Origin of the sequence: Streptomyces sp. L-9-10 (genome assembly GCF_004151105.1) — a bacterium.
Classification (GTDB): Bacteria; Actinomycetota; Actinomycetes; order Streptomycetales; family Streptomycetaceae; genus Streptomyces.
On sequence record NZ_PHRF01000162.1, the window covers coordinates 133,917 to 153,646 of the forward strand.

The 19,730-nt window shown below is 68.7% G+C and carries 19 protein-coding genes; 16 read left to right on the forward strand and 3 right to left on the reverse strand.

The features are described from left to right. Positions 1 to 39: 39 nt before the first annotated feature. A complete protein-coding gene (locus CU044_RS34045) occupies positions 40 to 360 on the reverse strand; it encodes a ferredoxin (RefSeq protein WP_129772612.1) in 321 nt (106 codons plus the stop codon). 253 nt (positions 361 to 613) lie between these two features. Here CU044_RS34045 and arc point away from each other — a divergent pair, with 253 nt between their 5' ends. The 5 genes from arc (at position 614) to prcA (ending at position 6,425) form a co-directional block, all read left to right on the forward strand. After that, entirely contained in the window at positions 614 to 2,380 is a 1,767-nt protein-coding gene (arc, locus tag CU044_RS34050) for a proteasome ATPase (protein ID WP_129772613.1), read from the forward strand. Between the two features lie 242 nt (positions 2,381 to 2,622). Continuing rightward, positions 2,623 to 4,134, forward strand: a complete 1,512-nt coding sequence (dop, locus tag CU044_RS34055) for a depupylase/deamidase Dop (RefSeq protein ID WP_345790167.1) — start codon at positions 2,623 to 2,625, stop codon at positions 4,132 to 4,134. Between the two features lie 134 nt (positions 4,135 to 4,268). Then, positions 4,269 to 4,487 carry a ubiquitin-like protein Pup gene (locus tag CU044_RS34060; protein ID WP_030754525.1) on the forward strand — a complete coding sequence of 73 codons (219 nt, stop codon included), beginning with the start codon at positions 4,269 to 4,271 and terminating at the stop codon, positions 4,485 to 4,487. Positions 4,488 to 4,630: 143 nt separating this feature from the next. After that, positions 4,631 to 5,476 carry a proteasome subunit beta gene (gene prcB, locus CU044_RS34065; RefSeq protein ID WP_129772614.1) on the forward strand — a complete coding sequence of 282 codons (846 nt, stop codon included), beginning with the start codon at positions 4,631 to 4,633 and terminating at the stop codon, positions 5,474 to 5,476. A 52-nt stretch (positions 5,477 to 5,528) separates the two neighbouring features. Continuing rightward, the gene (gene prcA / locus CU044_RS34070) at positions 5,529 to 6,425 is read left to right on the forward strand and encodes a proteasome subunit alpha (protein ID WP_240046003.1); all 897 of its coding nucleotides are present in this window, start codon (positions 5,529 to 5,531) and stop codon (positions 6,423 to 6,425) included. 71 nt (positions 6,426 to 6,496) lie between these two features. Here prcA and CU044_RS34075 read toward each other — a convergent pair whose 3' ends face one another. Next, positions 6,497 to 7,534: a LacI family DNA-binding transcriptional regulator gene (locus CU044_RS34075; RefSeq protein WP_129772615.1), complete on the reverse strand. Its 1,038-nt coding sequence runs from the start codon at positions 7,532 to 7,534 to the stop codon at positions 6,497 to 6,499. Positions 7,535 to 7,682: 148 nt separating this feature from the next. Here CU044_RS34075 and CU044_RS34080 point away from each other — a divergent pair, with 148 nt between their 5' ends. From CU044_RS34080 to CU044_RS34130, 11 genes are all read left to right on the forward strand, one after another. Beyond that, complete coding sequence (locus tag CU044_RS34080) at positions 7,683 to 8,942, forward strand: MFS transporter (RefSeq protein WP_129772616.1); 1,260 nt, start codon at positions 7,683 to 7,685, stop codon at positions 8,940 to 8,942. A gap of 9 nt (positions 8,943 to 8,951) precedes the next feature. Continuing rightward, positions 8,952 to 10,313, forward strand: coding sequence for a Pup--protein ligase (gene pafA / locus CU044_RS34085; RefSeq protein WP_030354603.1), 1,362 nt, complete (start codon positions 8,952 to 8,954; stop codon positions 10,311 to 10,313). 122 nt (positions 10,314 to 10,435) lie between these two features. Continuing rightward, a complete protein-coding gene (locus CU044_RS34090) occupies positions 10,436 to 11,371 on the forward strand; it encodes an FKBP-type peptidyl-prolyl cis-trans isomerase (protein ID WP_129772617.1) in 936 nt (311 codons plus the stop codon). Positions 11,372 to 11,413: 42 nt separating this feature from the next. Next, on the forward strand, positions 11,414 to 11,788 hold the full coding sequence (locus CU044_RS34095) for an FKBP-type peptidyl-prolyl cis-trans isomerase (protein ID WP_129772618.1): 375 nt from the start codon (positions 11,414 to 11,416) through the stop codon (positions 11,786 to 11,788). 138 nt (positions 11,789 to 11,926) lie between these two features. Then, the gene (locus CU044_RS34100; RefSeq protein WP_129772619.1) at positions 11,927 to 12,883 is read left to right on the forward strand and encodes a WYL domain-containing protein; all 957 of its coding nucleotides are present in this window, start codon (positions 11,927 to 11,929) and stop codon (positions 12,881 to 12,883) included. Positions 12,884 to 12,900: 17 nt separating this feature from the next. Beyond that, the gene (locus tag CU044_RS34105) at positions 12,901 to 13,857 is read left to right on the forward strand and encodes a WYL domain-containing protein (RefSeq protein ID WP_129772620.1); all 957 of its coding nucleotides are present in this window, start codon (positions 12,901 to 12,903) and stop codon (positions 13,855 to 13,857) included. A 35-nt stretch (positions 13,858 to 13,892) separates the two neighbouring features. Further along, positions 13,893 to 14,153 carry a hypothetical protein gene (locus tag CU044_RS34110; RefSeq protein ID WP_129772621.1) on the forward strand — a complete coding sequence of 87 codons (261 nt, stop codon included), beginning with the start codon at positions 13,893 to 13,895 and terminating at the stop codon, positions 14,151 to 14,153. A 79-nt stretch (positions 14,154 to 14,232) separates the two neighbouring features. Continuing rightward, positions 14,233 to 14,430, forward strand: a complete 198-nt coding sequence (locus tag CU044_RS34115) for a hypothetical protein (RefSeq protein WP_129772622.1) — start codon at positions 14,233 to 14,235, stop codon at positions 14,428 to 14,430. Between the two features lie 209 nt (positions 14,431 to 14,639). Continuing rightward, positions 14,640 to 14,933, forward strand: coding sequence for a Sec-independent protein translocase subunit TatA (gene tatA / locus CU044_RS34120; protein WP_129772623.1), 294 nt, complete (start codon positions 14,640 to 14,642; stop codon positions 14,931 to 14,933). Positions 14,934 to 14,995: 62 nt separating this feature from the next. Then, the gene (gene tatC / locus CU044_RS34125; RefSeq protein WP_129772624.1) at positions 14,996 to 15,949 is read left to right on the forward strand and encodes a twin-arginine translocase subunit TatC; all 954 of its coding nucleotides are present in this window, start codon (positions 14,996 to 14,998) and stop codon (positions 15,947 to 15,949) included. 104 nt (positions 15,950 to 16,053) lie between these two features. Continuing rightward, complete coding sequence (locus tag CU044_RS34130) at positions 16,054 to 18,882, forward strand: DEAD/DEAH box helicase (RefSeq protein ID WP_129772625.1); 2,829 nt, start codon at positions 16,054 to 16,056, stop codon at positions 18,880 to 18,882. A 175-nt stretch (positions 18,883 to 19,057) separates the two neighbouring features. Here the strand turns inward: CU044_RS34130 and CU044_RS34135 are convergent, their stop codons facing one another. Beyond that, a complete protein-coding gene (locus tag CU044_RS34135; protein WP_129772626.1) occupies positions 19,058 to 19,714 on the reverse strand; it encodes a fasciclin domain-containing protein in 657 nt (218 codons plus the stop codon). Between the last annotated feature and the right edge of the window lie 16 nt (positions 19,715 to 19,730).

Consider the following 19,730-nt stretch of genomic DNA (forward strand, 5'->3'; position numbering starts at 1 on the left):
CACCACGGATGGCACCATGCGACGGGCCGTGACAAGGAGTTATGCCGCGTCGGGGCCGTAGACCTCGACCTGGTCCGTCACACGGCGTACATGAATGCAGTCACCAGGACACTCCTTGGCGGAATCCACCACATCGCGCAGCAGCGGCAGCGGTACGCGCGTGGTCGCGCCCGGGGCCTGGAGCAGCTCGTCGTCGGGGCTCTTCACGTAGGCCAGGCCGTCGATGTCCAGCTCGAACACATCAGGGGCGTACTGGGCACAGATCCCGTCCCCGGTGCAGAGGTCCTGGTCGATCCAGACCTCCAGCGGCTCACCGTTCTCGGTGACGCCTTCGGTGGGAGCCTCCTGCTGCACGGTCATCTCTCCTGACGTTTACTGCGCCGGGCAGCGCATTATGGAGTAAGTCGCGGCGGCCCTGACGGGTGTTGAACGCTTCGACGATACAACCGACAGCTTTCCGATGTTCCTGGGTGGGTATTCCCCTGGCGTGAGGGAGGGCGCAAGGGTGAAGATCGGACCTACCCCGACAGTCTTTGTGATCTAGGGGTTTCAATCATCACCCACCCAGGTAGGGTCAGGAAGCGTCCAGCTCCCCTTGGAGGAGGTGAGGACCGTGGCAGCCCACGACGACGACATCAACCGCGGCATCCGGCCCGGGCGGGGGTCCGAAGACCCAGCCGGCCAGGTTGCCTATCTCGAGCAGGAAATCGCCGTCCTGCGACGTAAGCTCGCCGACTCTCCGCGGCACACGAGGATTCTCGAAGAGCGGATCGTCGAGTTGCAGACGAATCTTGCGGGTGTGTCCGCACAGAACGAGCGGCTCGCCAATACGCTGCGTGAGGCCCGCGATCAGATCGTGGCCCTCAAGGAGGAGGTCGACCGGCTCGCGCAGCCGCCGGCCGGATTCGGTGTATTTCTGCAGGCCAATGAGGACGGCACGGCCGATATCTTCACCGGGGGCCGCAAGCTCCGGGTGAATGTCAGCCCCGGCGTCGAGCTCGAAGAGCTACGGCGCGGCCAGGAAGTCATGCTCAATGAAGCGCTCAATGTGGTCGAAGCCATGGAGTACGAGCGCGCCGGGGACATCGTCACCCTCAAGGAGATCCTTGAGGACGGCGAGCGCGCCCTGGTGATCGGGCACACCGACGAGGAACGGGTGGTGCGGCTCGCCGAGCCGCTGCTGGACATCACCGTCCGTCCCGGCGACGCCCTCCTGCTCGAACCCCGCTCCGGCTACGTCTACGAAGTGGTTCCCAAGAGCGAGGTCGAGGAGCTCGTCCTCGAAGAGGTTCCGGACGTCGATTACAACAAGATCGGCGGTCTGGGCGGCCAGATCGAGATGATCCGCGACGCGGTCGAGCTTCCGTACCTCCACCCGGACCTCTTCAAGGAGCACGAACTGCGACCGCCGAAGGGCATCCTGCTCTACGGCCCTCCCGGCTGCGGCAAGACACTGATCGCCAAGGCCGTGGCGAACTCCCTCGCCAAGAAGGTCGCCGAGGTGACCGGCCGGCCCGCGGGGAAGAGCTACTTCCTCAACATCAAGGGTCCCGAGCTCCTCAACAAGTACGTCGGTGAGACCGAGCGCCACATCCGCCTGGTCTTCCAGCGTGCGCGGGAGAAGGCGAGCGAGGGCACGCCCGTCATCGTCTTCTTCGACGAGATGGAATCCCTCTTCCGCACCCGCGGATCCGGTGTCAGCTCGGACGTGGAGAACACCATCGTCCCCCAGCTGCTCGCCGAGATCGACGGTGTGGAGGGCCTGGAGAACGTCATCGTCATCGGCGCCTCCAACCGCGAGGACATGATCGACCCCGCGATCCTGCGGCCCGGCCGGCTCGATGTGAAGATCAAGATCGAGCGTCCGGACGCGGAGGCGGCGAAGGACATCTTCGCGAAGTATCTGACGCCCTCGCTGCCGCTGCACGTGGACGACGTCTCGGAGCACAACGGCTCCAAGGAGGCCGCGGCCCACGGGATGATCCAGTCCGTCGTGGAGCAGATGTACGCGGAATCCGAGGAGAACCGCTTCCTGGAGGTCACGTACGCGAACGGCGACAAGGAAGTCCTGTATTTCAAGGACTTCAACTCCGGCGCGATGATCCAGAACATTGTCGACCGGGCCAAGAAGATGGCCATCAAGGCATTCCTCGACCACGACCAGAAGGGCCTTCGGGTCTCCCATCTCCTCCAGGCCTGCGTGGATGAGTTCAAGGAGAACGAGGACCTGCCGAACACCACGAACCCGGACGACTGGGCCCGTATCTCCGGTAAGAAGGGTGAGCGGATTGTCTTCATCCGTACCCTGGTGACCGGAAAGCAGGGCGCGGACACCGGACGCTCCATCGACACGGTGGCGAACACCGGTCAGTACCTGTAGAGCGCGGCCCGGCTGCGGATGTCCGGAAGGGCATCCGCAGCCGGTTGCTTTCCCCGTACCTTCCACCACACCAGGCCAATGACGGAAATGATCTCCCCACCGGCCCGGAGGCGTTCTAGGCTCTTTCCTACCGCCGCGTCGCGCAGTGCGGGGTCGGGCACCGCACACGCATACGCGACGGAGAGACAGCGGTACTTGAGCGGCGCTTCCGGAGGGGAGTGCCGCCGGGCAAGGAGGGCCGCATGACCGTACGGCGAGTAATGGGCATCGAGACGGAGTACGGCATCTCCGTTCCGGGTCACCCGAACGCCAATGCCATGCTCACCTCGTCCCAGATCGTCAACGCTTACGCGGCGGCGATGCACCGGGCACGACGTGCTCGCTGGGATTTCGAGGAGGAGAATCCGCTGCGGGACGCCCGTGGCTTCGACCTCGCCCGCGAGACGGCCGATTCCAGCCAGCTCACCGACGAGGACATCGGGCTGGCCAATGTGATTCTCACGAATGGCGCACGACTGTACGTCGACCACGCCCACCCGGAATACAGCTCTCCCGAGATCACCAATCCGCGCGACGCCGTTCTCTGGGACAAGGCGGGCGAGCGCATCATGGCCGAGGCCGCGGAACGAGCGGCACAGCTTCCGGGCGCCCAGCCGATCCATCTGTACAAGAACAACACCGACAACAAGGGCGCTTCCTACGGCACGCACGAGAACTATCTGATGAAACGGGAGACCCCGTTCTCGGACATCGTGCGCCATCTGACGCCGTTCTTCGTCTCCCGGCAGGTCGTCACCGGTGCGGGCCGGGTCGGCATCGGCCAGGACGGGCACGAGCACGGCTTCCAGATCAGCCAGCGCGCGGATTATTTCGAGGTCGAGGTCGGCCTGGAGACCACGCTCAAGCGCCCCATCATCAATACCCGCGACGAACCCCATTCCGACGCCGAGAAATACCGCCGGCTGCATGTGATCATCGGCGACGCGAATCTGTCGGAGATCTCCACCTATCTCAAGCTCGGCACGACCTCGCTCGTCCTCTCCATGATCGAGGACGGCTTCATCAACGTCGATCTCGCCGTCGACCAGCCGGTCCGCACGCTGCACCAGGTCTCGCACGACCCCGGCCTCGGCCGGCTGGTCACGCTCCGCAGCGGACGGACACTCACCGCTGTCCAGCTCCAGATGGAGTACTACGAGCTGGCCAGAAAGTACGTGGAGGAGCGCTACGGCGTCGACGCCGACGAGCAGACCAAGGACGTCCTGGGCCGCTGGGAGGACACCCTCAACCGGCTGGAGAACGATCCGATGAGCCTGTCGGGAGAGCTCGACTGGATCACCAAGCGGGAGATCCTGGAGGGCTACCGGCGCCGGGACAACCTGGACTGGGACGAGGCCCGGCTGCACCTCGTGGACCTCCAGTACGCCGACGTACGCCCCGCCAAGGGCCTCTACAACCGTCTGGTGGCCCGCGGCAAGATGCGGCGGCTCCTGGACGACCAGGACGTCGAGCGGGCCAGGACGAAGCCTCCGGAGGACACCAGGGCGTATTTCCGGGGACGGTGCCTGGAGCAGTACGCGGACGACGTGGCGGCCGCCTCGTGGGATTCGGTCATCTTCGACCTGCCCGGCCGTGACTCGCTCCAGCGCGTGCCCACCCTGGAGCCCCTGCGGGGCACCCGGAACCACGTCAAGGAGCTGCTCGACCGGTGCCGTACGGCGGAGGAGCTGGTCCGGGTGCTGTCCGGAGGCTGAAATGGTCCCGGTCCGGGAATGATCGAGGTGGTACCCGGACGTTGTGGGAAGTGCGGGGCCGATGTCGGACCCTCCTTGTAGGGTCTGATCTTGTAGGTCACATCGAGCGGGGCGAACCGAGCGGGGTGAGGGTTATGGCGACCAAGGACACCGGCGGCGGACAGCAGAAGGCGACGCGTTCCACCGAGGAGACCGAGGAGCAGGCGCAGGAGGCGCAGGCGTCCGAGGACCTCAAGGAGCGCCAGGAGAAATTGTCCGATGACGTGGACTCCGTCCTGGACGAGATCGACGACGTCCTTGAGGAGAACGCCGAGGACTTCGTGCGCTCCTTCGTCCAAAAGGGCGGCCAGTAGCAGCGGTTGTCCGTCCCGGTGCGCCGGTGAAAGCCGGTCGCACCGGGACGGATGACACGCGGCGGCGCGGGTAAGGTCCGTGCACAGTTCTTAAGATCGGCCCGGCGCGAGCGGCGGGCCGCCGCCCATCCGGAAGGAAACGCGTGGAAGCCAACCCTCGTAACAACGGGCGTCTGCCGGCGGCCTTCCTGACGCCCGGCTCGTCCTCGTTCATGGACTTCCTGTCCCACCAGTCGCCGGACATGCTGCCCGGCAAGCGCTCGCTGCCGCCCCTCCAGGGCGCCATCGAGGCGCCGCACGGCACGACGATCGTCGCGGTCAGCTTCCCCGGCGGTGTGGTGCTCGCCGGTGACCGGCGGGCGACGATGGGCAACATGATCGCCCAGCGCGACATCGAGAAGGTCTTCCCGGCCGACGAGTACTCGGCCGTGGGCATCGCGGGCACTGCGGGTCTCGCCGTGGAGATGGTCAAGCTCTTCCAACTGGAGCTGGAGCACTTCGAGAAGGTCGAAGGAGCGCAGCTCTCCCTGGAGGGCAAGGCCAACCGGCTCTCCACGATGATCCGCAGCAACCTGGCCATGGCCATGCAGGGCCTGGCCGTCGTCCCGCTCTTCGCGGGCTGGGACGTGGACCGCGAGAAGGGCCGCATCTTCTCGTACGACGTGACGGGCGGCCGTTCCGAGGAGGTGGGCTACGCGTCCACCGGCTCCGGCTCGATCTTCGCCCGTGGCGCGATGAAGAAGCTCTACCGCGAGGATCTGACCGAGGACCAGGCCACCACCCTGGTCATCCAGGCGCTCTACGACGCCGCGGATGACGACTCGGCGACGGGCGGCCCCGATGTGGCCCGCCGGATCTATCCCATCGTCACCGTCATCACCGAACAGGGCTTCCGGAAGCTGACCGACGAGGAATCCGCCGAGATCGCCCGCTCGATCCTGGAGCGCCGGCTGGAACAGCCCGACGGCCCGCGCGCCGCGCTGCTCTGATGCCGCTCTCTTCTGAAAAAACATGCCACTGACAGAAAGGGACGGATAGCCGGTGTCGACGCCGTTCTATGTCTCACCCCAGCAGGCCATGGCCGACCGGGCGGAATACGCCCGCAAGGGCATCGCACGCGGTCGCAGCCTGGTCGTGCTGCAGTACGCCGACGGCATTGTCTTCGTCGGCGAGAACCCGTCCCGCGCACTTCACAAGTTCAGCGAGATCTACGACCGGATCGGCTTCGCGGCCGCCGGCAAGTACAACGAGTACGAGAATCTGCGCATCGGCGGCGTGCGCTACGCGGATCTGCGCGGATACACCTACGACCGCGACGACGTGACCGCCCGCGGTCTCGCGAATGTCTACGCCCAGACGCTCGGCACGATCTTCTCCAGCGCCGGTGAGAAGCCGTACGAGGTGGAACTGGTGGTCGCCGAGGTGGGCGCCACGCCGGACGGCGACCAGATCTACCGGCTGCCGCACGACGGCTCGATCGTGGACGAGCACGGCTCGGTCGCGGTCGGCGGCAGCTCGGAGCAGATCAGCTCCTATCTGGACCAGCGGCACCGCGACGGCATGTCGCTCGCCGAGGCCCTGAAGCTGGCCGTCCAGGCGCTCTCCAGGGACACCAACGGCGGCGAGCGGGAGATCCCGGCCGAGCGGCTGGAGGTGGCGGTCCTGGACCGTACGCGGCCGCAGCAGCGCAAGTTCAAGCGGATCGTCGGCCGCCAGCTCTCCCGGCTGCTGGAGGCGGACGGCGCGGCCTCCACGCCGACCGACGCCCCCTCGGACACCGAGGAGCCGGACGGCGCCACGCCCGCCCCGGCCAAGACGCCGTCCGAGGCCCCCGAGGCGTCGGAGTCCACGGAGAAGCCGGAGTCCAAGGCGTCTGAGGGCACCGAGGCCAAGGACAGCGGCAAGCCGGACGGGAAGGACAAGGACGCCGGCGAGTAGCCCGGCGGAAACGTCTCACCATGCCCCGGCGCGCTCGTACGCGCCGGGGCATCGTCGTGCCACGGCTCGTGTCAGGGCACGGGGCGTGCGGGCGGCGGGGGCGCCGTGGAGTCCCGGACCGCCAGCGAGACCGGGAGGTCGCCGGTCTCCGGCCGGCGGCCGTCCAGGACGGCCAGCAGGGCCGACATCCCGCGCTCGCCCACCCGTTCGGCGGGCAGTCGTACCGTCGTCAGCTCCGGCTCGACCGCCGTCGCGAGCGCCAGATCGTCGAAGCCGCTGACCGAGATGTCCTCCGGCACCTGCAGACCGAGCCTCCGTACGGCCTTGCAGGCGCCCGCGGCCAGGATGTCGTCGTCGCACACCAGCGCCGTCGGCCGGGGCCCGGGACCGGCGAGGGCGCGCTCGGTGGCCTCCCGCGCGGCGCCCACCTCCAGCGGCGCGGAGATCGTGCTCAGGACCGCGCCCGGCACCCCACGTACCGTCTCGGCGAGTGTCGCGGCCCGTACGTCGAAGGTCCAGGAGGCGACGGCGGAGGAGAGATGGACCAGCCGCCGGTGGCCGAGGTCCAGCAGATGCCCGGCGACCTGCCGCATGCCGTCGGCGATGTCGAGATTCACCCGAGCGGCGGCTCCGGGCGCCGCCGGATCGCTGTCGAGCATCACCAGCGGCAGATCCGCGCCGTCCGAACCGCGGATCGCGTCCAGCGCGTCCGTCGCCATCGAGGAGGCGATCACCCCGTCCAGCGCGGCCCGCGCGGAGGCGAAGGGGTCCCTGGCGGGACCGACCCCCGCCGGCGACGGGTAGAGGACGACTCCGAAGCCGTGCTCCGCGGCGACCCTGGCCGCTCCCGTGTAGACACGGGCGAAGAACTCGTTGGTGAGCGCGGGAACGACCAGGAGCGCCGTTCTGGTGGTGCCGAGCCGCAGATTGCGGGCCGCGAGATTGGGCCGGTAGCCCAGGGCGCGCGCGGCCTCCCGCACCAGCCCGGCGGTCCGCTCCGAGACCCTGCCCCGCCACTTGTCGCCGAGGACGAGGGAGACCGTCGCCTGGGACACGCCCGCGGCGCGCGCCACGTCCTTGCTGGTGGGCCTCGCGGACTGCTCTGTCATGACTGCCGTTCTCCGTCGCGCGGTGACGATCGCGGTGGACCCGCGGACTACGATCATGGTACGTATGGCGCTGCACGTTATACGTAAAACTGCACGGACGGGGCCGGATCGGGCGGCCCGGGACGAGCCAAGGGGAAGAAGAGGCGATATGGCCACGGGGTATCTGGACATCCTCAAGGCGCCGTACGCCGCACGGCTGCTCACCGGCACGCTGGTGGGCCGGCTGCCGAACGCCACGGGCCCGATCGCGATCGTCCTGTTCATCCGGGCCGAGGACGGCGGCTACACCCTGGCCGGGGTGTTCGTGGCGCTCTACGGCATCGCCACGGCCATCGGCCAGCCGCTGCTGGGCCGGGCCGTGGACCTGTTCGGACAGCCCCGTGTGCAGCTCCCGGCGGCGCTGGTCTCGGGCCTCGGCATGGTGGTCTTCGTGGCCGTCGGAACAGACGTGCCGGCCCTCGCGTACCCGGCCGTGGCGATCGCGGGCCTCTTCACCCCGCCGCTGGAGGGCGGCCTCAGGGCGCTGTGGCCGAGCGTGCTGGGCAGCGAGGACCGGGTGCACCGGGCTTACGCCATGGACGCCGTGGCCCAGGAGGTCATGTTCACGGTCGGCCCGCTCTTCGTGACCCTGCTGGTCGCGCTCTGGTCCCCGGGCGCCGCGCTGCTCGTCATCAACATCGTCGGCGTACTCGGCGCGCTCTCCGTCGTCCTGTCCGGGCCCTCCAGGGCCTGGCGTTCCGCGCCCCGTGAGGCGCACTGGCTCGGTGCCCTGCGCTCGCCGGGACTGCTCGCCCTGCTCGGCGCCTTCCTCTTCGTCGGCATGGCCCTCGGCTCCATCACCGTCGCGGGCGTCGCCTACGCCGACGACCACGGCGACGAGTCCGTGTACGGCTGGCTGATGGCCGCCCTCGGTCTCGGCGCGCTGATCGGCGGCGTGGCGTACGGATCGCGGCAGTGGGCCGGAGGCCCCGAGCGCCGGCTGCGGGGCATCGTCGCCCTGCTGGCCCTCTGCTACCTCCCGCTGATGCTCACCCCCGGGGTGGTCGCGATGACCGCGCTGTCCGCCCTCGCGGGTGTCTTCCTGGCGCCGGCGCTGGCCTGCGCCTTCATCGTCGTCGACCGGCACGCCCCGCGCGGCACGGTCACCGAGGCGTTCTCCTGGCTCGTCACCACGTTCGGTGTCGGCGCCGCGCTCGGCACCGGCGCCGCCGGCCCCGCCGTGGAGGCCGGCGGTACCGTGGCCGGCTTCGCCGTGGCGGGGGGAGGGGGTTTCGCCGCGCTCCTGGTACTCCTGGCCACCCAGCGGGTCCTGAAGGCTCCCACCGCCCCTTCGGATGCCACCATCCGGACGGAAAATGATCGAAGCGGTGCGGCCCAACCCGGTTTCAGCTCTGGTCATCAGGCGTAATGTTCAGACATGGACCGCCGCATTTTCGGGCTGGAGAACGAGTACGGCGTCACGTGCACGTTCAGGGGACAGCGCCGACTGTCACCTGACGAAGTGGCGCGCTACCTCTTCCGCCGTGTTGTCTCATGGGGCCGCAGCAGCAATGTCTTCCTGCGGAACGGCGCCCGCCTCTACCTCGACGTGGGTTCGCATCCGGAATACGCAACTCCCGAATGCGACAACATCTCCGAGCTGGTCACGCACGACAAGGCGGGCGAGCGCATTCTGGAGGGGCTGCTCGTCGACGCCGAACGCCGCCTGCACGAGGAGGGAATCGCGGGCGACGTCTATCTCTTCAAGAACAACACCGATTCCGCCGGAAACTCCTACGGCTGCCACGAGAACTATCTCGTCGCCCGCCACGGGGAGTTCTCCCGGCTCGCGGACATCCTCATCCCCTTCCTCGTCACCCGTCAGCTGCTCTGCGGCGCCGGCAAGGTACTCCAGACCCCGCGGGGCGCGGTCTACTGCGTCAGCCAGCGCGCCGAGCACATCTGGGAGGGCGTCAGCTCCGCCACCACCCGCTCACGTCCGATCATCAACACCCGTGACGAACCGCACGCGGACGCGGAGCGCTACCGCCGGCTCCATGTCATCGTCGGCGACTCCAACATGTCCGAGACGACCATGCTGCTCAAGGTCGGCGCCACCGATCTCGTCCTGCGCATGATCGAGGCGGGCACGGTGATGCGCGATCTCACCCTGGAGAACCCGATCCGGGCCATCCGCGAGGTCAGCCACGACCTCACCGGCCAGCGCAAGGTGCGCCTGGCGAGCGGTCGCGAGGCCTCCGCCCTTGAGGTCCAGCGCGAGTACTACGAGAAGGCCGTCGACTTCGTGGAGCGCCGGGGCATCCGCACCGGCACCGTCGACCAGGTCCTGGAGCTCTGGGGCCGCACGCTCGACGCGATCGAGGCCGAGGATCTCGACCGTATCGGCACGGAGATCGACTGGGTCATGAAGTACCAGCTCATCGAGCGGTACCGGGCGAAGCACAATATGACGATGTCGCATCCGAGGGTCGCTCAGATAGACCTCGCCTATCACGACATCCACCGCCGCCGCGGTCTCTACTACCTGCTGGAGAAGAAGGGCCAGGCCGCCCGCATCTGCAACGACATGAAGATCTTCGAGGGCAAGTCGGTGCCCCCGCAGACCACCAGGGCGCGACTGCGCGGCGACTTCATCCGCCGGGCGCAGGAGCAGCGCAGGGACTTCACCGTCGACTGGGTGCATCTCAAGCTCAATGACCAGGCACAGCGCACGGTGCTCTGCAAAGACCCGTTCCGCTCGGTGGACGAACGGGTGGAGAAACTGATCGCCGGTATGTGAGCGGGCCGGGGACACACGCATTGGTGGAATGTGCGGAGGGCCTCGTACGTATCGCGTACGAGGCCCTCGGCACGCCTTAGAGTGGCGGGCAACTACTGTGCCGTCTGAGATCTGAGGAACACGTGCGCCGACTTGCCGGCCTCATCGTCGTCCCGTTGCTGCTGTTGTCGACAGCGGCCTGTGGCAGCGATGGAGGCTCCGACTCCACCCCGTCCAAGAACGGACTTCCCGCGATCAGCTCGGGTGCCAAGTTCGGTCAGAAGCCGACCCTCGAGAAGGGGGAGGGCACGCCGCCCAAGGAGCTGAAGGTCGATGTCCTCAGCAAGGGTGACGGAGCGACGGTCAAAAAGGGCGATGCGATCCAGGTCAACTATCTGGGCCAGAGCTGGGACTCCGACAAGCCGTTCGACAACAGCTTCGACCGGAAGCAGCCGTTCGACCTGACCGTCGGGGCCGGCATGGTCATCAAGGGCTGGGACCAGGGTCTGGAAGGCCAGAAGGTCGGCAGCCGTGTCGAGCTGGGCATCCCGCCGGAGCTCGGCTACGGCGCCCAGGGCCAGGGCGACATCAAGCCCAACTCCACGCTCGTCTTCGTCGTCGACATCCTGAAGGCCACCCAGGTCCCCGCCTCCGCCAAGGGGACCGCGGTCGCGCAGGACAACATCGACCTGCCCAAGGTCGGGACGAACGACGACGGCAAGGAGCCGACCGTCACCGTCCCGAAGAGCGCGCCGCCCAAGAAGCTGGTCTCCAACTACGTGCTGGAGAGCGACGGCGAGGCCGTCAAGGACTCGGACACCGTCGTGCTGAACTACGCCGCGTACCTCTGGAAGGACCGCAAGCAGTTCGACAGCACGTACAAGACCGGCCGCACGCAGACCTTCCCGCTGCCGCAGCTCACGCTGAAGGGCCTCAAGACGGGCATCGTCGGCAAGAAGGTGGGCAGCCGGGTCCTCATCGTGATCCCGCCGGACCAGGCCTTCGGCAACCAGGAGCAGCAGGGCATCCCGAAGAACTCCACGCTGGTCTTCGCGGTGGACATCCTGGCGAAGGTGTAAGACTGTCCCGGTTGCCCGTTCATCATTTAGAGGAGCAGTTCAGTGAGCATCGAGAAGCCCGAGGTCGACTTCCCGGGTGGCGAGCCGCCGGCCGATCTGGAGATCAAGGACATCATCGAAGGCGATGGTGCGGTGGCCAAGGCGGGCGACTCCGTGTCCGTCCACTACGTGGGCGTCGCGTTCTCCACCGGTGAGGAGTTCGACTCCTCCTGGAACCGCGGTACCCCGCTCCAGTTCCAGCTCGGCGCCGGCCAGGTCATCAAGGGCTGGGACGAGGGCGTGCAGGGCATGAAGGTCGGCGGCCGTCGCCAGCTGATCATCCCCTCGCACCTGGCGTACGGCGAGCGCGGCGCCGGCGGCGGCCGTATCGCCCCCGGTGAGGCGCTGATCTTCGTCTGCGACCTGGTCGCTGTCTGATCACATCCGGACACCCGAGGGCCCATGCTGTCCGGCATGGGCCCTCGGCTTTTACCGCGACACCCCGGGGCGGTACGGTCAGCGGGGTGAGCGCGGCACGATCACAGCGCGGCACGATCAAAGGGGTGCGAGGCGTCGATGGCCATTGCCAAGGCCGAGCGGTTGATGAATCTGGCGCTGTGTCTGCTCGGGACCCGGCGTCCGCTCAGCAAGCGTGAGCTGCGGGGCTCCATCGAGGCCTATCTGGAGGCCGGCACCGACGACTCGTTCAACCGGATGTTCGAGCGCGACAAGGACGATCTGCGCGAACTCGGCCTGGTCATCGAGACGGTGGAGAACCTCGACGGCGACACCGGCTATCTCGCCCGCCGCGACAGCAACCGGCTGCCCGCCATCACCCTCGACGCCGAGGAGGCCGCCGCCCTCGGTCTCGCCGCCAAGGTCTGGCAGCAGGCACGGCTGGCCGGCGCGGCGAGCGGCGCCCTGCAGAAGCTGCGCGCCGCCGGGATGCCGGAGGCCGAGGACGCGTACGAGGCCCACCACGGCGCGCTCGAACCCCGTATCCCTGTCCACGAGGCCGCCTTCGAACCGCTGATGCTCGCCTGCCGGGACCGGCGTCCCGTCGCCTTCGACTACCGCAAGGCCAACGCCGCCCGCCCGGAGCAGCGCCAGGTCGAGCCATGGACGCTGGAGTGCTGGCGCGGCCACTGGTATCTGGCCGGCTGGGACCGGGACCGCGGCGCCGAGCGGGTCTTCCGGCTCTCCCGGATCACCGGCCGGGTCCGCTCCCGCACGGGTGTCTTCAGCGCGCCCGTACCGGACGTCGTCACCGTACGGGAGACCGTGGAGAGCTGGGCGGGCGAGACCGCGACCCGCTCCGCGCTCATCAAACTGCGCTCCGGGTGCGGCTATCCGCTGCGGGCCAAGGCACTGTCGTCACGGGAACTGGGCGACGGCTGGGACGAGCTGGAGGTCCCGTACGGACACGGGCTGGACGCCTGGCTGGTGGAGTTCGGCCCGGACGTGGTCGTACTGGAGCCCGCGGACCTGCGGGCCGACGTCCTGGACCGGCTGCGCGCCGTGGCCAAGGGCTGAGGGGGACTCGTACAACCATGGCAGCCAACGCCATCGACCAGACCCGGCGGATGCTCTCGCTGGTGACCTATCTGCGGGAGCGCCCCGGCGCGCATGTCAGCGATGTCGCCCGCGCCTTCGGCATCACCGAGGACGAGCTGATCTCCGACCTCGATGTGCTGCCCATGTGCGGCACCAGCTTCCGCGGCGGTGACCTCCTCGACATCGACACCGACGGCGACCGCATCTGGTGGCACAACCCCGACGATGTCGCCGAGCCGCTGCGGCTCGCCGCCGACGAGGCGACGGCGCTGCTCGTCGCCGCCCGCGCCGTCGCCACCCTGCCGGGGCTGCGCGAGGGCGACCGGCAGGCGCTGCTGCGCGCCACCGCCAAGCTGGAGACCGCCGCCGGTGAGGTCGCGGGGGCCAGTTCCCGGCTCTCGGTGACCTTCGAGTCCGAGGGCGGGGTGTTCGCCGAGGTCGACCGGGCCATCTCGGAGCGGCGCCGGCTGTGGCTGCGCTACTACTCCCCGGCGCGTGACGAGCTGACGGAGCGCGAGGTCGACCCGATCCGGCTGTTCGCCGTGGGACACACCTATATGGAGGCCTGGTGCCGGCTCTCCGAGGCGCGGCGTACGTTCCGACTCGACCGGGTCGCCGAGATCAGACTGCTCGACGCGCCGGCCGCGCCCCCGGAGCTGGAGCTGAGGGATCTGTCGGAAGGGCTGGTGCAGCCCTCCGCCGAGGACCCCGAGGTGGTGATCGAGGTCGGGCCCGGCGGCCGGTGGGTGGCGGAGTACTACCCCCACGACAGCGCGGTCGAACTCTCCGACGGCGGGCTGCGGATCACTCTGCGCACCCCCGCCCCCGCCTCGCTCAGACGGCTGGCGCTGCGGCTCGGCGGTGACGGACGGATCGTCTCCCCGCCGGAGCTGGCGGACAGCGCGCGGCTGGCGGCGGGCGAGGCGCTCGCGGCCTACGACGAGCACCGGTGAACGGCTGAGGACGAGGACAAGGAGAACCACGCGCAATGTCGACCATAGCTGGGCTGTCCGGACTTTCGGCCGTCGCTCCGGTCCTCTTCAAAGCGGCCTGTCCCGAGTGCCGCGCCCGCTTCGAGCTCTCCGCCGGTGCCCTGCGGCTGGCGATAGGCGCCAGCGCGAAGACCACCTTCTACTCCTTCACCTGTCCCGAGTGCGAGGCCATGGTGCGCAAGCCCGCCGGGGAGCGGATCGTGGAACTCCTCACCGGCGGTGGGGTACGTACCCTGCGCCTCCACTCCACCCCCTGAGTCACCACCCCTGAAACACCCCCCTGAACCCACCTCCACTCCACTGAAACCACTCCCTGGAACGGTCTAGGCTCTGCCCATGTTCTGGCCCATGCTCGCCATCGCCCTGGGTTTCTGCGGTATCGCCGTGCTCGGTGTGCTGGCCGTCCGCGTCTTCGTGGAAGCCCAGCGGCTCGGCCGGCAGGTCGCCGCCACCACGGAGACGATCAACCGGGCCGCCGAGGACCTGGAGCGGGCGGCCACCCGGCTGGCCGCCACGGGTGACACGTTGAGGTAGCGACGCCCCCTGCTCACCAGGGAAAGAGCGGGGTACGCTGCTGAACGCGGCCCCGGCAGCGAGGCGCGGGCCGCCGACGGAAGTACGCACAGGGATTGCCCCGTGTTCACCCCTGCGCGTTACGATCGCTGCGCAAGCAGGTCGGACACGAGTCCGGCCGAAACTGCGCAGGCCCCTCCCATGCCGCCTCGGTGAGAAGGTAAAAGCTTATGTTCGGAAGGCTCGGTCCCACCGAGATCATTCTCATCCTCGTCGTGATCGTCCTGCTGTTCGGCGCGAAGAAGCTTCCGGACATGGCGCGTTCGCTCGGCAAGTCGGCCCGCATCCTCAAGAGCGAGGCCAAGGCGATGAAGTCGGAGGGCCAGCAGACGGCCCCGGCGGAGCCGAAGGGTGACGAGACCGCTCAGGACCACGTCGTGCCGCGTACGATCCAGGCCGCGCCCGGTGACGTGACCAGCGCGCGTCCGGTGACCGAGCCGACGGACTCGACCACCAAGCGCTGACACCTGGGCCGAAGCGGGTGCCGCTGTCGCGGGCCGCCCGCCGCACGAGATGAGGACGTGGGTTGCTTAAGTCTGCCCGCAAGAAGGAGACCGATCCCGAGGGGCGGATGCCCCTGGTGGAGCACCTGCGTGAGCTGCGCAACCGGCTCGCCAAAGCGCTGGTGGCGATCGTCGTCGTGACGCTCGTCGCCGCGTTCTTCTACAAGGACATCATCGAGTTCTTCACCGACCCCGTACTGAGGTCGGTCGGATGTGAGTCGAGCTTCGCGGAACTGGCCAAGCGGCAGGACGGCACCTGTGCCCGCATCGTCCTGAACGGTCTGCTGACGCCGTTCACGCTCGCGCTCAAGGTCTCGTTGATGGCCGGTGTCGTGGTCTCCTCACCGATCTGGCTTTACCAGCTCTGGGCCTTTGTCGCCCCAGGGCTGCACAGGGCGGAGAAGAAGTACTCGCTCGCCTTCGTGGCGGCGGGCTTCCCGCTCTTCCTGGCCGGCGGCTTCTTCGCGTACAAGACGCTGCCGACGATGGCGAAGGTCCTGCTCGAATTCTCGCCCGCCAACCTGGACAACCAGCTTCCGCTCGACGACCTGCTCGATCTGATCACCCGCATGGTCGTCGTCTTCGGTCTCGCCTTCGAGCTGCCCCTGCTGCTGGTGATGCTCAACCTCGGCGGGGTGATCACCGGCAAGCGGATGGCCGGCTGGTGGCGCGCCATGATCATGGGCATCACGGTCTTCGCCGCGGTGGCCACGCCCAGCACCGACCCGCTGAGCATGATGGCCCTGGCCGTGCCGATCTGGGTGCTGTACTTCGTCGCCACGGCGATCTCGCTCCTGAACGACCGCCGCAAGGCACGGCGCGATGCGCTGGGACCCGATGACGACGAGGCCTCGGACCTGGATCTGACCCCGGAGGCCGTCGGGGAGATCGAGCCCGTCTCGACGCCGCCCGCTCTTCCCGCGCAGTCGGACAGCGCCGGTACGAAGCGACTGAACGGTTACGACGACATCACCTGATCGCATACCCCCGGCGCGGATCGCGCTGCTCGCGCCGGGGGCTGTCCAAGGGCGATTAAAGATCGGGCTGACTGTCAGAGGTGGCGGGTAGGCTCGACTTCAAGATGACAGAGGACCTCTCACCAGCCGAGCGCTACGCCGCTTCCCGGATGCGCGCCGTCGAGCAGGCCACGGCGCTCGCCCCCTTCCGCGAGATGTACGACTTCGGCCTGGACCCCTTCCAGATCGAGGCATGCCAGGCCCTGGAGGCGGGAAAGGGCGTGCTGGTCGCCGCGCCCACCGGCTCGGGCAAGACGATCGTCGGCGAGTTCGCCGTGCACCTGGCTCTGGCCGAGGGCCGCAAGTGCTTCTACACCACCCCCATCAAGGCGCTGTCCAACCAGAAGTACGCCGATCTGGCCAAGCGCTACGGCGCCGCCAAGGTCGGCCTGCTGACCGGGGACAACAGCGTCAACGCGGACGCCCCGGTGGTCGTCATGACCACCGAGGTGCTGCGCAACATGCTCTACGCGGGCTCCCAGGCGCTCACCGGACTCGGCTATGTGGTGATGGACGAGGTGCACTACCTCTCCGACCGCTTCCGGGGCGCCGTCTGGGAAGAGGTGATCATCCATCTTCCCGAGTCGGTCACGCTGGTCTCGCTCTCGGCGACGGTCTCCAACGCCGAGGAGTTCGGTGACTGGCTGGACACCGTCCGTGGTGACACCGAAGTGATCGTCTCCGAGCACCGGCCCGTGCCGCTCTGGCAGCATGTGATGGCCGGGCGCCGGATGTACGACCTCTTCGAGGAGGAGACCGACCACGGCGGCCGTGGTGCGGGCAAGCGCGAGGTCAACCCCGATCTCGTCCGGCTGGCCCGGATGGAGAACCAGCGCACGTACAACCCGCGCGAGCGCCGGCGCGGGAAGATGATCCGCGAGGCGGACCGGGAGCGCGAGCGCCGCCAGCGCTCCCGGATCTGGACGCCCGGCAGACCCGAGGTCATCGAGCGCCTCGACGCCGAAGGGCTGCTGCCCGCGATCACCTTCATCTTCAGCCGGGCCGGCTGCGAGGCCGCCGTACAGCAGTGCATGTACGCGGGGCTCCGGCTCAACAACGACGAGGCACGGCGGCGGGTCCGCGAGATCGTCGAGGAGCGCACCGCCTCGATCCCCGGGGAGGACCTCCATGTCCTCGGCTACTACGAGTGGCTGGAGGGCCTGGAGCGTGGCATCGCCGCGCACCACGCCGGAATGCTGCCGACCTTCAAGGAGGTCGTGGAGGAGCTGTTCGTCCGCGGTCTGGTCAAGGCGGTCTTCGCCACCGAGACCCTGGCGCTCGGCATCAACATGCCCGCCAGGTCCGTGGTGCTGGAGAAGCTCGTCAAGTGGAACGGCGAGCAGCACGCCGACATCACCCCCGGTGAGTACACCCAGCTGACCGGGCGGGCGGGGCGGCGCGGGATCGATATCGAGGGCCACGCCGTGGTGCTCTGGCAGCGAGGTATGGACCCGGGCGCGCTCGCCGGACTCGCCGGGACGCGTACCTATCCGCTGCGCTCCAGCTTCCGGCCCTCGTACAACATGGCCGTCAATCTCGTGCAGCAATTCGGCAGGCATCGCTCGCGCGAGCTGCTGGAGACCTCTTTCGCCCAGTTCCAGGCCGACAAGTCGGTCGTCGGGATCTCCCGGCAGGTCCAGCGCAACGAGGAGGGGCTCGACGGCTACCGGGAGGGCATGACCTGCCATCTCGGGGACTTCGAGGAGTACGCGCGCATGCGGCGCGACCTCAAGGACCGCGAGACCGAGCTGGCCAAGCAGGGCGCGGCGCAGCGCCGGGCCGCCGCGGCCTCGTCGCTGGAGAAGCTCAAGCCGGGCGATGTCATCCATGTGCCGACCGGGAAGTTCTCCGGTCTCGCGCTGGTACTCGACCCCGGGCTGCCGGCCGGCCGCGCCAACGGCCATCGCGGACTGGAGTACCAGGACGGGCCACGGCCGCTCGTACTGACCGCCGAGCGGCAGGTCAAGCGGCTCGCCTCGATGGACTTCCCGGTTCCGGTGGAGGCGCTGGAGCGGATGCGCATCCCCAAGTCGTTCAACGCGCGCTCCCCGCAGTCGCGCCGCGATCTGGCGTCCGTGCTGCGGACGAAGGCCGGGCACATCGTGCCCGAGCGGCACCGCAAGCAGCGCGCCGCCGCCGCGGACGACCGGGAGATCGCCCGGCTCCGTACGGAGCTGCGCGCCCACCCCTGCCACGGCTGCGACGAGCGGGAGGACCACGCCCGCTGGGCGGAGCGCTACCACCGGCTCCAGCGGGACACCCGGCAGCTGGAGCGCAGGATCGAGGGGCGGACGAACACCATCGCCCGTACCTTCGACCGGATCGTCGCGCTCCTCACCGAGCTGGACTATCTGCGCGGGGACGAGGTCACGGAGCACGGAAGGCGGCTGGCCAGGCTCTATGGCGAGCTGGATCTGCTGGCGAGCGAGTGCCTGCGCGACCGGGTGTGGGAAGGGCTCTCCCCGGCCGAGCTGGCCGCCTGTGTCTCGGCGCTGGTGTACGAGGCCAGGCAGTCGGACGACGCGGTGGCGCCCAAGGTCCCCTCGGGCGGGGCGAAGGCCGCGCTGGGCGAGATGGTCCGTATCTGGGGCCGGCTCGACGCCCTGGAGGAGGATCTGAAGATCAGCCAGGCGGAAGGCGTCGGGCAGCGCGAGCCCGACCTCGGCTTCGCCTGGGCGGTCTATATGTGGGCCTCGGGCAAGGGGCTGGACGAGGTGCTGCGCGAGGCGGAGATGCCGGCCGGTGACTTCGTGCGCTGGTCCAAGCAGGTCATCGACGTGCTCGGCCAGATCGCGGCCGCCGCGCCGCGAGAGAACAGCACGGTCGCGAAGAACGCGCGCAAGGCGGTCGAGTCGGTGCTGCGCGGGGTGGTGGCGTACAGCTCGGTCGGCTGACGGCCGGGCCGGGAACCGTGCCCGGCCGGCTGACGGCCGGTCCGGGAATCGTGCGTACGGCACCCCGCCGGGCGATCTCCGGCGGGGCGGCCGTACGCGTTCCGGCCTTGTCCGGGTGCTGCGGGGCGGGAAGCCGCCCCGCAGCCGTGCGAGGACCTCTGACTACATCTTCTGACTACATCTTCGGCATCAGGACCGTGTCGATGATGTGGACGGTGGCGTTGGAGGTGGACACATTGCCGCAGACGACCTTGGCGGAGTCGTTGACGGTGTACGACTCGCCCGAACCCGCCGTGGTCAGGGTGCTCTTCTCCAGGGTCGGGTAGGTGCCGCTCGCCAGCCGCGCCGGGGCCAGCTTCTCGCCGACGACGTGGTAGGTGAGGATCTTCGTCAGGGTGGCCTTGTCGCTGAGGACCTTGTCCAGGTCGGCCTTCGGGATCTTGGCGAAGGCGTCATTGGTCGGCGCGAAGACCGTGATGTTCTGGGCGTTGTTCAGGGTGTCGACCAGGCCCGCCTTCCGCACCGCCGTGACCAGGGTGGAGAGGTCGGGGTTATGGGACGCGGCGGTGGCCACCGGGTCCTTTGACATGCCGTCGAAGCTGCCGGCGCCGGACGCGGGAACGGACGCACACGCCGTACCGAACGGCTGGTCACCCGCGCCCGGGGCGTCGTCCGTCGTGCTCTCGGACTCCTGGGGAGCCGCGGCAGAGGCCGCCGAGTCCTTGCTGTCCTTGTTGTCCTTGCCGTCGTCGCCGCAGGCGGTGAGGGCCAGCGGGAGTACGACGACACCGGCGACGGCGAGGGCGGCACGGCGGAAACGGGTGGTGTTCATCTGGAATCTCCTTGAG